The sequence below is a fragment of the Dictyobacter alpinus genome, from assembly GCF_003967575.1.
Lineage (GTDB): Bacteria > Chloroflexota > Ktedonobacteria > Ktedonobacterales > Ktedonobacteraceae > Dictyobacter > Dictyobacter alpinus.
The window spans coordinates 2531992-2544293 of sequence record NZ_BIFT01000002.1; the positions used below are offsets into that span (position 1 = coordinate 2531992).

Annotated in this window: 10 protein-coding genes; 4 read left to right on the forward strand and 6 right to left on the reverse strand. The window is 49.1% G+C overall.

Annotation, left to right across the window (positions count from 1 at the left end; genetic code table 11):
* Window positions 1-74: 74 nt before the first annotated feature.
* Window positions 75-1289 (forward strand): cytochrome P450, encoded by a 1215-nt coding sequence (locus tag EL633_RS32625; RefSeq protein ID WP_126631388.1) that lies wholly within the window; start codon window positions 75-77, stop codon window positions 1287-1289.
* 35 nt (window positions 1290-1324) lie between these two features.
* Window positions 1325-2533, forward strand: coding sequence for a threonine synthase (locus tag EL633_RS32630; protein WP_126631389.1), 1209 nt, complete (start codon window positions 1325-1327; stop codon window positions 2531-2533).
* Window positions 2534-2588: 55 nt separating this feature from the next.
* On the opposite strand, the gene EL633_RS32635 is transcribed toward EL633_RS32630, so the two are convergent.
* From EL633_RS32635 to EL633_RS32650, 4 genes are all read right to left on the reverse strand, one after another.
* Window positions 2589-3563 carry a carbohydrate kinase family protein gene (locus tag EL633_RS32635; RefSeq protein ID WP_161982644.1) on the reverse strand — a complete coding sequence of 325 codons (975 nt, stop codon included), beginning with the start codon at window positions 3561-3563 and terminating at the stop codon, window positions 2589-2591.
* Between the two features lie 156 nt (window positions 3564-3719).
* Complete coding sequence (locus tag EL633_RS32640) at window positions 3720-5162, reverse strand: hypothetical protein (RefSeq protein WP_126631391.1); 1443 nt, start codon at window positions 5160-5162, stop codon at window positions 3720-3722.
* 134 nt (window positions 5163-5296) lie between these two features.
* The gene (locus tag EL633_RS32645) at window positions 5297-6247 is read right to left on the reverse strand and encodes a nucleoside hydrolase (RefSeq protein ID WP_161982645.1); all 951 of its coding nucleotides are present in this window, start codon (window positions 6245-6247) and stop codon (window positions 5297-5299) included.
* 173 nt (window positions 6248-6420) lie between these two features.
* On the reverse strand, window positions 6421-7404 hold the full coding sequence (locus tag EL633_RS32650; RefSeq protein ID WP_126631393.1) for a tetratricopeptide repeat protein: 984 nt from the start codon (window positions 7402-7404) through the stop codon (window positions 6421-6423).
* Window positions 7405-7919: 515 nt separating this feature from the next.
* On the opposite strand from EL633_RS32650, the gene EL633_RS32655 reads away from it, so the two are divergent.
* Window positions 7920-8783, forward strand: coding sequence for an LLM class F420-dependent oxidoreductase (locus EL633_RS32655; RefSeq protein ID WP_126631394.1), 864 nt, complete (start codon window positions 7920-7922; stop codon window positions 8781-8783).
* A 13-nt stretch (window positions 8784-8796) separates the two neighbouring features.
* Here EL633_RS32655 and EL633_RS32660 read toward each other — a convergent pair whose 3' ends face one another.
* The gene (locus EL633_RS32660; protein WP_126631395.1) at window positions 8797-10953 is read right to left on the reverse strand and encodes a serine/threonine protein kinase; all 2157 of its coding nucleotides are present in this window, start codon (window positions 10951-10953) and stop codon (window positions 8797-8799) included.
* A 467-nt stretch (window positions 10954-11420) separates the two neighbouring features.
* Between EL633_RS32660 and EL633_RS32665 the strand changes: the two genes are divergently transcribed.
* Window positions 11421-11708 carry a YkgJ family cysteine cluster protein gene (locus EL633_RS32665; protein WP_246039308.1) on the forward strand — a complete coding sequence of 96 codons (288 nt, stop codon included), beginning with the start codon at window positions 11421-11423 and terminating at the stop codon, window positions 11706-11708.
* Window positions 11709-11925: 217 nt separating this feature from the next.
* Here the strand turns inward: EL633_RS32665 and EL633_RS32670 are convergent, their stop codons facing one another.
* Window positions 11926-12195, reverse strand: coding sequence for a ubiquitin carboxyl-terminal hydrolase 14 (locus tag EL633_RS32670; RefSeq protein ID WP_126631396.1), 270 nt, complete (start codon window positions 12193-12195; stop codon window positions 11926-11928).
* Window positions 12196-12302: the final 107 nt, after the last annotated feature.

The following is a 12302-nucleotide window of genomic DNA, read 5'->3' on the forward strand; positions in this document are numbered from 1 at the left end:
GATGTGCTATATTAAGAAGTAGATAAATAAAATACTATATTCGCTATCTATCTGCATACAGAAAGGTTCGACGCATGCAAATTCCGTCTTTCGTGGATGATTTCACTTTGCCACCTCTAGTATGGCACGATCAAATGCGTGATTGGTGTAGTACGATGCGGGCGACCGAGCCAGTTAGCTATGATGACCAGCATAAGCAGTGGCGCATTTTTCGCTATGAGGATCATATTCGCGTCCAGAATGATTATGCTACCTTCTCCTCAGCTCCAGGTCCACAGGAGAGCCAGGAGGCGGCGAACAGCATTCTTGCTATGGATCCGCCGCGCCATCGCCAGTTGCGCTCATTGGTCACACAGGCCTTCTCTGCCCGCACGATTGCTCAGCTAGCGCCCCGCATTGAACAGCTGGCCTCAGGCCTGGTCCAGTCCCACCTGGCACGTGGAGAGATGGATGTGGTGACTGACCTGGCTGTACCTTTGCCGATTCTGGTTATCGCTGATATGCTGGGATTTCCACGCCACAATTGGGCTGCGGTCAAAAAATGGTCTGACTCGTTGGTCACTGATCCCTCGCTGAGTGATGAGGGTCAGGATGCGGTATCTCCTGAATTTTATATAAGCATGTATGAAACTATGGCGCGCACCATCAATGAGCGTCGTCGCTCTCCGCGCGAAGATATTTTGAGCCTGTTGCTAGCGGCCGAGGTGGATGGTGAACAGTTAAGTGATGAGGATTTATATGGCTTTTTTGTTACACTTCTAGTGGCAGGCAATATTACGACAACACAATTAATCGGTAATGCCTTTCTGTGTTTTGAGCGTTATCCTGAAGCCTGGCAGCAGCTGCGACAGGATCCTACGTTGATTTCCACGGCCCTTGAGGAGGTTCTGCGTTATCTGCCACCCAATCGTGGTACAGGTGGGAATCGTGTTATTATTGGTGGACGAATAGCGACTAAAGATGTATTGTTGGGGGATCAACAGATCCAGCAGGGGGATATTGTGCAGGTCACGACGATCTCTGCTAACTTTGATGAGTCGCAGTTCCCAGATCCTTTGCGCTTTGATATCCAGCGTACGCCTAATCGTCATCTCTCCTTTGGACATGGTATCCACTTTTGTCTGGGTGCGCCTCTGGCCCGCCTGGAGGCAAAGATTGCTTTGGAGACGATGGTGCGATTGGTGCCAGATTGGCGGCATCAGGATCAAGATACTTTGCAACAACTGAAAAATCATGTTGTCTTTGGTGTGAAAAGTTTACCAATCCAGTTTGATCGTAGTCACAAATAGTTTTTCTATCCATCTATCTAGATAAGGTGCGTCCATTGGCTTTTAGTTTTCTTCAACATCTAGAATGTCCTCGTTGCCATGCTATCTATAATGCAGATGAGCAGGCACACTTATGCTCGTGCGGCTCGCCGCTTCTGGTGCGCTATGATCTGGCGGCCGTCAAGCAATACTTGAATAAAGAGATGCTACAGCGTCGGGAGCCATCGCTCTGGCGCTATCATGAGCTGTTACCGGTGCGCTCTCCTGAACATGTGGTGACCCTGGGAGAGGGTATGACGCCTCTACTCCCGCTGCAGCGTCTGGGGCCGTCGCTGCAGTTGGATCTCTATGTTAAGGATGAAGGGGTAATTCCTACTGGATCTTTTAAGGCGCGTGGTGCTGCGGTGGGAGTCTCGCGGGCGAAAGAGTTGGGGGTTGAGGTGCTGGCTATGCCAACTAATGGCAATGCCGGTGGCGCCTGGGCTACCTATGCGGCACGCGCTGGCCTGGATGCGTTTGTGGTCATGCCTGAGGGTGCACCCTTGATTACCCGCAATGAGTGCGCGATTAGTGGGGCGCATCTTTATCTGGTGAATGGTTTGATTAGCGATGCCGGCGCAATTGTTGGGCGGGCTGTGAAGTCCCATGGCTGGTATGATGCCTCGACCTTGAAGGAGCCCTATCGTATTGAAGGGAAAAAGACGATGGGCTATGAGATCGCGGAGCAGTTTCAGTGGGAGGTGCCGGATGTGATTATTTATCCGACTGGTGGCGGCGTAGGCATCATCGGCATCTATAAGGCTCTACAAGAACTGCAACAGCTTGGCTGGATTGGGGAGCGTTTACCCCGCCTGGTTGCTGTCCAATCCACAGGCTGCGCCCCGATCGTGAAGGCCTGGCAGGAAGGACAGGCCGTTTCTGAATTCTGGAAAGATTCTAGCACGATCGCCTTTGGTATTAATGTCCCTAAAGCGCTCGGCGATTTCCTGGTCCTGGATGCTGTTCGCAGCACTGATGGCTATGCCCTGGCCGTAGATGATAATGACCTGTTGCAGGCTCAGGCTGATCTTGCCAGTCAGGAAGGCCTCTTTGTGTGTCCTGAGGGTGCGGCCACTCTGGTTGCTGCCCGTCAGTTGCGCGCCAGTGGCTGGATCAAACCCTCTGAACGGGTCGTATTGCTCAACACTGGTAGTGGCATCAAATATCCTGATACTGTGCAGGTTTCTGTCCCGCTACTTCAACCCCAGGATGATCTTCCTGCGTAATCCGCTTTCTCGTAACGGCAACCAGCAGGGATACCGTTACGAGTCTGGCTGTTTGCTATGCGTGCTGAGTATCTTTGGCTTTCAGAAATGCCTCGACCTCTGACCGCTTTGGCGGGTCAGCTCCTTCGCGCTGACAATTGAGGGCGGCTGAGGCGGCGGCGAAGCGTAGCATCGCGGTAACTTTGTCGTCGCTGATAGCGGCCAGATCCGCATGTGTCAGGATCTGCTGATCCGCTAGATAGGTGAGGAGTCCGGCGCAGAAGGTATCACCTGCTCCAATGGTATCTACGATATCAACGCTGAATCCAGGTATATGTACCGGTCTCTCCCCGCCTTTCCTCAACGCGATCGCCCCTTTGTCGCCACGCGTGATAACCACCAGGGCAGGACCCTGCTGGGCCAACTGTCGTAGCGCATCTGTGATGGATTCGCCAGGATGCAACCAATCCAGATCGGCGTCGCTGAGTTTTAAGAGATCGGTTTGACTCACCAGTTCCTGCAAGAGTGCGCGGTACTTTGCTTCGTCTTTGACCAGATGTGGACGCAGGTTGGGATCGAGCGAGAGGAGGGCATGGCCTCTGAGGCGTTGAAAGGTTTTTTTGATGGTCTCGGGCGTAGTTCCCCTTAACAGGCTGATCGAGCCAATATGGAGCATTTTGGTCTCATTAAACAGGTTGGCTGGCACATCCTCCATTGTCATCAGGGTGTCAGCTGTTCCATCCCCATAAAAATCAAACGAGGCCTGTCCGTTCTCCATGGCCACAAAGGCAAGGGTGCTATGTCCTTCAGTCGTGCTTAGATAACGTGTATCAATACCATTTTGTTCTATATAATTATGCAAAGTACGACCAAAATAATCTCTGGCTAACTTGCAGGCAAAGGCGGTAGGCTGGCCCAGGCGAGAAACGCCAACGGCAACATTCAGGATCGAGCCCGCTGGATACATGCGAAATTCATTGCTCTGGCCCGCTTTTTTGCTAGGAAGAAAATCAATCAAGCATTCTCCCATACAGGTAATCAGTGTTCTCATTGATAACATCCTCTTAGAGCTAGCGTCTTTGCGCTTGAAATAAGATAAGTGGCATCCTGTTCTTGTGGAGCATTCACTTCCCTTACTACTATAACACTATCATAATTGAAATGGATACGTACTGAGGAAGGCGCGCAAAAGGACGGATTTGCTGGATTATTCCGCGAGCTTCTCTATAATGGTTGTGAGTTCCTGCTGGGCCTGTTCGATGTTGCCAGCGAAGATAATGCCCATGGGATGCTTGGCCATGCGACAAATGATACGGGTGCCGCTGGCCTTTAATTGCTCGTCTTTTTCGGCGATCCGCTCTCTTAATGTAGCCTGATGGATGTGGGGTGGAAAATAGTATTTGTCGATGGCCTGGATGCGCTGCTGGATTGTGTTGCGCATGTTCTGGATACTGGCTGTTTGCTGATTGGCCCCGATAACGCTTAAAATAGCATCAGTATAATTTGTCCAGCGTGGATTACATTCGGCGATATAGAGGGACGCTTGTTGTCCACGTCGCTTCTGTAATTCTTCTTCTAGTGAACTCGGCAGCATGATGTCGATATTGGCGACGCCACGGATACTCTGGAAATCGATGTTGAAGTGTTGGGCCGTACGTTTGAGGACCTGCTCAAAGCAAGCCAGCGTCTGACTTTCATATTCTGCTTGCATGCGTGCGATCGTGGCATTTTTAGGCTGATAGCTGCTGGTCCCGATGCAGGCTTTGCTGCCCTCAGCCTGCAGCTGTCCATTCCAGCGTAGACTTTCGATCTGTCCATCGATGATAACTACCGACATGCCAGGTGAGTCGCTTAAATCTAGATAGCGGCTCATGACGATCCTGGATTCTTTCTCGACATCCATAGTGTCCAGTAGGATTTTTTGTGCATCCTCCAGCGCTTGCGACCAGTCTGTGTAGAACATGGCCGCCGTTTGTTCACCATTGGGAACTAGAATAATGCGCTTTCCGATTGTATATAGCAAGCAGCAGCCATAATTCCCATCGGATTCCGCGGCGCGTAGCATCAAGCCTGGAGGATACGATGGTAGTCCAGCTGTAGTGATGATTGCTTCAATAGTTTTCAGGAATGCCAATGCCTGTTGTGGCAACTGCTCTATTTGTGCGATCTGATAGTCGGGAGTCTGGAAATTTTGCAGCTCAAATGTATCCAGCCAGCTATAAAAGTCTGCTTTATTTTTCAACAGATTGACCATCGCAGCGGGAATTCCCCAGGAATTAGCAGCCTGCTCGTTCTGAATAAATTTTTGTGACTCTGGTGTGTTGATATACGGAACCACGAGCGTTGAAGTATCGGCTTGTTGCTCCTGACGCAGTTCCTCGGCCGTGATGGCCTTGAGTTCTTTCTTGAAGAGAGCGCTGAGATAAGCAGTCTGGGTGGTGATATCTTGATTATGTTCTGTCACCAGGATGCGTAGCTTTTCTGCATTTAATGGAATGTGCCCACAGCGCTCTCCATAATGCGCCTCTATCTTGTGAATTATTGATGAATGCGAGGCGCGCAACACTCCACTGCCAACATTGTGGAAGCCAACCCCAATTTTGGCCGGTGGCTCTAACGCAAAAACCGAGATATCGAGTCTATTCATCATGTTGCCGCCCCTCATCATTAGTAACTCTGCTGGTAGATAAAGTTATTCTATCTTATATAGGATACATCATGAGCATAACATAATCGTGTGTATCTGAAAACATGCTGGAAAAACGGCTCTCTGTCTGGCTTTCGCTAGGATCTATAATAGGCTGCGATCGTGTCCATATACAGAGCTATGAAGCGTTCTTTATCTACGTTGATCGAGGCGAGTACGTTTGGCTGGTTGGTGGTAGGGCGAGCTGGATCCTGATCAAAATAGGTAATGGTTTGACCCTGGGTATATGTCCCGTTTAGCTCGATGTCTACATAGGCGTTTCGCCAGGTAATCAGCTCGGGCTGAATGGCTGCTGCCAGGCAGAGGGGATCGTGCATGGCTATGCCGCTGACGCCGCGTTTTTTGCCCATGCCCTCAATATAGGATGTGGCCATGGCCTGCATGCTGCGGGTGACTGGATGATTGTTTGCTGCGAGGCGCGCAAATTGCTCTTGATCCATTAAAGTATGGTTGGTGACATCGAGTGAGACGAGGCGCAGGGGCCAGCCAGCGTGCATGACGATATGGGCGGCATGTGGATCCGCGTAAATATTGAATTCTGCGGCTGGCGTGACATTACCAGGAACCTGGAAGGCTCCACCCATAATCACTACCTCGCGTACCATTTCTGCAATCTTTGGCTCACAGCGAACGGCCAGGGCGAGATTGGTGAGTGGCCCTAATGCTACAAGGGTGATTTCTCCGGGTGCCTGCAAGATTGTTTGGATAATGGTTTCGACGGCCTTATTGTGGAGCGGCTCCTGCTGTGGAGCGGGCAATTGGACCCCGCCAATACCATTCTCTCCATGTACATGATCCGCGAAGACTGCCTGGCGAATCAGTGGACGGGCACTACCACTGGCGACCGTTGTCTGTGTTGCTCCTGCCAGTTCAAGCAAGGCCAGGGCATTATGGGTAGTCATCGAAATTGATACATTACCACTTACTGTTGTTATGCCCTCAATTTGTACTTCTGGTGAAGCTATGGCTAAAAATAGTGCCAGGGCATCATCAATGCCTGGATCAGTATCAATCAATAAGCGAAGCATACAGGCTCCCTTTCTATAACTATAGATGTGTATTGCTGGATAGCTACTCATCTATTTTTGTGCTGGATGAAATAGCGCTCCTAACTCTACCAGGAGCGTTAACTGCTACTATAGCATATCTGGTTGCCTGTATAAATAATCCTACGTACATTGAGCTATTGATAACATAACGACTACTGAGATTGTTGTTGTATCTCTTGCTGGATGGCTAGCAGGGCAGTGCGAGCAAATTGTAAATGGTTGTCCTGCGCGAGTGTCAGGGCCTCTTCAATAACGGTGAGCGCCTTAGCTGGTTGATCTTGCGCTAGATGGAGATAGCTGATATTAAGCAGCGCAAAGACATAGGGCTGCGGCAAATCCATCTCTTGTGCCAGCAGGGCGGCTTTCTGATAATATAAAGCAGCCTGATCCATGTCCGCTCGCTTTTGTACAAGGTTGCCAATGGTCAGATATGTGAAGGGGAGATCAACGCGTAAATTAAGCTCCTCTCGCATCGTCATACCCAGCGTCATCGATTTCATGGCCGCTTCTAAATCCCCTTGCGTCTGTGCATAAGATCCCAGATGCAACAATATTTCAGCCATTTGTATCTGGTAATTGTGCTGCTCAGCCAGTGTCAGCGCCTTAACAAAATATGTGTGGGCTGAATCATCCTGTCCCATATTTTGATAGACACGGCCAATATTAAACGTCGTTTCGCAGCTTCCACGCTCATCCTGGAGTTGCCTGCGCTTTTCCAATGCATCTTCAAAATACATCAATGGTGTAGAAAAATCCGCTTCTAGTTCACTGGCATTGAGCGCCTGGTAATAGAGGGCCTGTCCAGTCCAATCGATAACACTGGCCAGTAATTGTTGATTATCAGTTGTTTCCGCAATGGAACGCACCTGTAAAAATGTAGCCAGAGCAGGACCAGCCTCGTGGCCTAGATAAATAATGCTTCTGGTCTGCAAGATGCCTGATTGTAAAAGTAGATTTCCTCCGGCTTCAGGTACTACTCCTTTATCCTCTACAAGTTGCATACCTGTATCTAGTAGTTGTCGGGCTTGCTGGAAATGGCCCAAAAAATAATACATCGTGGCAATATCGCAGATATTTTGTAGCAGGGAAGTATATTGCTCTGTAATTATCTCCAGGGATTGTTTCTGATTGGGCATGCCATCGTATCCTCATCTCTATAATCTTTCTGTTTATCTTCAGACACTCTAAGAGAGTGTGTCTTACTCCCATGAAATCTATGGACCGCTAAGCGTTTTTTCGCGCCTTTGGCGCTCCAAAGGTTTTACGTGTGGTGTCAAAAAGTGTTATCCGAACACTTTTTGACACCACACGTAAAAAAAACATGGGTCCTTTAGGGCCCGAGTGCGGCTGGCTGTATGCTTCTTCAAGAGAGTGGGAGTCAGACACGTTCTCAACAAATTGTTGTCGTGATAGAGATAGTACGGGCCAGCTTGTATAAAAGTGTCTCTGGCAAAAATATGTACATTCTGTTACATATTGCTACACATTTTTCGATGATGATTTGCAAAGGTAAAGAAATAATTGTTGGATAAACCTTTTTGCATTGCTCTACGTGAAATAATACGTAACGTATTGCTGTTATCGATTAGTATAAGCACAGTGTTATTGAATAAATGCTGTTGAAAGCTATAGATACGTCTGGGAGGTGCATATGCAAATAGGTGTTACTTTTCCACAAAATGAGATTGGTGCTGATCCAGCGGTGATTCGTGATTATGCTCAAGCTGTTGAAGGTATGGGCTACCAACATATTCTGGCATATGATCATGTGCTTGGAGCCGATCCAACCAATCGTCCAGGCTGGACCGGTTATACCCAGAACAGTCTGTTCCATGAACCGTTTGTGCTCTTTGGCTATCTGGCTGCCTTGACTCAACTTGGACTGGTGACCGGCGTGATTATCTTGCCTCAGCGCCAGACGGTACTGGTCGCAAAGCAAGCGGCAGAGGTGGATGTACTTACCGGCGGCAAATTTAGACTGGGTATCGGTGTGGGCTGGAATGCTGTGGAATATGAGGGGCTGGGGATAGATTTCCATGCGCGTGGCAAGATGGTTGAGGAGCAGATTGAGGTGTTGCGGGAACTGTGGAAGCAGGAGGTGGTGACCTATAAAGGCAAGTATCATACTGTTACTGAGGCCGGTTTGAATCCTTTGCCCGTCAAGCGTTCGATTCCCATCTGGACTGGTGGTAGTTCAGATGTTTTGTTACGCCGGACTGCTCGCCTGGCTGATGGCTGGTTCCCCCTTGGTGATCCAGATGATCAGATGCGTGCGACCCTTGAGCGCCTGTTTACTTATCTTCAGGAGGCGGGCCGCGAGCGCAGTTCGTTGGGTATTGAGGCTCGTGTCAATGCCAGCGAGACGTTAGATGAGCAGGTACGACAAACCGAAATTTGGCGTTCCCTGGGTGCTACCCATATCTCTCTCAATACGATGAATGCCAAATTTGGGACTCCAGTGGAGCATCTTGAGGCGCTTCGCCGCTATAGGGAAGCAGTCTCCTTTGACCGCTAGCCTGCCAATGGTTTTAATGTTTCACCAGATAGGTATGGACCTGAATGGTGGCGAGTCCCGCGATCTGATTACACAGTTGGGCGATGCCTGGCTCTGTGCTATGGGTAGCGGGATCGGTCCAGCCTGTGGTGGAGACGCTAAAAGCTCCTAGTTGAGCAAGTTGATTGCGTTGATCGCTGGCTGCCAGTAAGTGGCTTCTCGTCAGTTTGCTGAGCTGAATAGACAGCGTATGCATCTGCTTGATCAAGGTATTAAGCTTGCTAAGATGGTTATTGATGCTATTCGCATCGGTAATCTGCTGCTGGATTGCACCCGGCGCGCGTACGATGCCTGTCAGGTGCAGTCCGACATGCTTGATATGTCCATTGATATTGTTAAGTTGCGCACACTGCAATAATCCTATTTTTGCCTCATTAGCAATATTTGCCTCTGGCGCTGCGGGCAGATGTCCGCTGCTTTGGGCCTCAATGGCGGCGCAGGGACCATCCATATAGTACAGCATATCGGTTAGTTTCTGGCGCATCACGTCGGGATTTTTCTGATTCTTAATGTCCTGGGACTCTTGTTGTATCTGCTCTATATCGTGCTGCAACCAGAAGTCGATGCCGTTATGGAGTCCGCGTACATCCAGTGTTTGATCATTGGCCAGCAGGTGCCGTAGATGGTCCAACTGACTGAATTTATCCGGATCATCTGGATTTGGTTGGCGTGGCACGCTCCCAACGTAGCGCCATTGTTTGGTGTCGAGCAAAGGATTAACATCATTATTATTAGTAGGCTTTTCAACCAGCACAAAATCACTCATTGCCGCTAATAAATTCTGATGTGCTGGATCCTGATACGTTAACGTGCCTTCTCCATGTTGTACTTTCAACGTTCCCAGTAACAATGGAGCATCTTCAGAGTGCTGATTATAAAGCCACGCTGTATAGCTATTGCCGCTTGCTGGTGGGACGAGGCTGGTCAGATGGAGCTTGATACCATCGTTGATGGTTGAATGATTAACATCCAGGGCGTTACCAGTATTATAAAATGTGAGCTGTCCAACCACTGTATCTTTGGGACTGGCGGCCCCCGATGGGAAGATGGTGATGATTTTGTTGAGCAGGGTGGCGCCAAGAATGACAAAGATCAGGGCGGCAATAAAAATGGGCCAGATGTTTTTCCAGATACGATTCGTTTTCGCGATTGGAGCCGGTGAAAGCGTGGTCATGATCTCCATCTCTACGGCCCTGGTTGGTGTCCTGGTAATCATCAGTTCCTTGCTGGAATGCATGCGAATGCGCTCAGGAACTGGCACCTGGAATGCATGGGCAAGTGCGATGGTCATTGATGTGGCGCTATTGAAACGTTGGTCAGGATCTTTGGCGATCGCGTGTTTGATGACCTCATCAACATCGGCAGGGAGATTAGGATTGATCAGGCTGGGTAGCGGTGGCTCATCCTGAAGGTGTTGCCGCATAATCGCGTACGCATTATCACCCCGAAAAGGAGGTGTGCCGGTGCAGATTTCATAAAGGATAATGCCAAGCGAGTAGAGATCGCTCTTATGGCTTACCTCTCTACCCTGTACCTGTTCTGGCGAAATATAGAGCGGCGTCCCCATTAACGCTCCTATTTCGGTGGGACCCTGGGCGCCAATGATCTTGACCAGGCCAAAATCACTTAAAATAGGTTCGCCCATGGCGTTATTTTCTGTATTGGTCGTATCCAGCAAAATATTGGATGGTTTGATATCGCGATGGATAATGCCTCTTTTGTGCGCATAATCCAGTGCCAGGCTGATCGAAGCAAATAGTTCTACAATCTCCTCTGCGCCTGGAAAGTGACTGGCGCGTGAAGTATTCTGAATATACTTGCTCAGAGTTGGACCATCGACATACTTCATCACCAGGAAAGGCTCACAACCCTCTTCCTTTGCATCAGGAATGTGTAGATCATAGATGTTGACAATATTCGGATGATCGAGTTGCGCGACCGCCTGCCCTTCAGTGATAAAGCGTGTCATCATTGCTGGCGACATATACTTGAGATCGGCATGGAGAATTTTGATGGCCACGAAGCGCCGTAGATCTGGATGCAGCGCCTTCCAGACCTGGGCCATACCTCCCGAACCAATCGGCTCCAGCAGTTCATATTTTCCAAAACAACCTGGATTTCTATTCATCATACCTCTTCCTGCGAGTGGAGAAGTGAAAAAAGAGACTGTACCTTTACAATATGGCACTTTAAAGTATACTATATAGTATAGTACATGCTTGTTATCTCGGTGTCAAAATATGCCTTTTATCACATCCAATGCCAATTACTATCACACAATATAGACGCACGCCCAACTCATTTTTCGCTGTTAATGTTCCTTTTTGGCGCCTGCGGCGCCGGGTTGGGGGGGTGGAGTGTGTGTGGTGCGCGGCCGCGGCCGCGCACCACACACACTCCACACCTGAAATAATATACATCTGATCGCTTGCTCATGATCTCCCTGCGATCTCTGGGCAAATATTAAAAAGCCCTGCGAGAATCCCATACCCTCTTGCTTTTTCCATGAAGTTTGATAGAGTAGTATCTAACTTTCCAATATATGTTGCATGCTTGAATAAGAAAGATTGAAGGACATGAATGAGGAGTAGAATACCCATGCATCAGGCTGCACCCGATCACCCTATCATGGCCTGTCGTATTGGTTGCGGAGCCTGCTGTATCGCGCCATCAATTTCAAGTCCACTGCCCGGCATGCCCGACGGCAAACCCGCAGGAGTTCGTTGTGTCAATTTAAGCAACGACAACCGCTGCCAGATCTTCGGCAAACCCGAACGACCCGCCGTCTGCTCATCCTTCCAACCAGACCCAGACATCTGTGGACATTCCACCCACGAAGCCCTCCAACTCATCACCCTCCTCGAACGCGCCACCAACCCCAAATAAAACACACTCCATCAACTCTATTATGAACTGCAATCTAACATCCCCCATTTTTTATATGTGGTGCTCAGGGCGGCTGCAGCCGCCCTGAGCACCACATATAAAAAATGCCTCGCGCCGCAGGCGCGAGGCCCCGGCAGCAAAAAAAAGCAGTCACTTGTATGAAAACTCATAAAGTGACTGCTCTATAACTATCATGCAATAAACTATGGATGAGATACTATTCACTAAAATCAAGTTCAACTTGATCGATATAACACCAACCCCAATCTTCCCCCTTCTCAAAGGACGCAATGATTGGATGATTGGTACTATGAAAATGCTTGGTCGCATGCTTATTCGGCGAGGAATCGCAGCAGCCAACATGTCCACATATCAGGCAGATACGTAGATGAACCCAGCTACTACCTATCTTTAAGCAATCCTCGCATCCCTGTGCACTAGGCGTAACTTCTTGAATGAGATCAAGATGCGTGCATTCTATGGCCATTTTTCCCTCTTTTCAAACCTTGAGTGCTCATCCTGGTACGCAAACATAGATAAAACAATCAAGGGCTGTATCCAATAACAATCGTCAACCTCACTATAACACGTAGC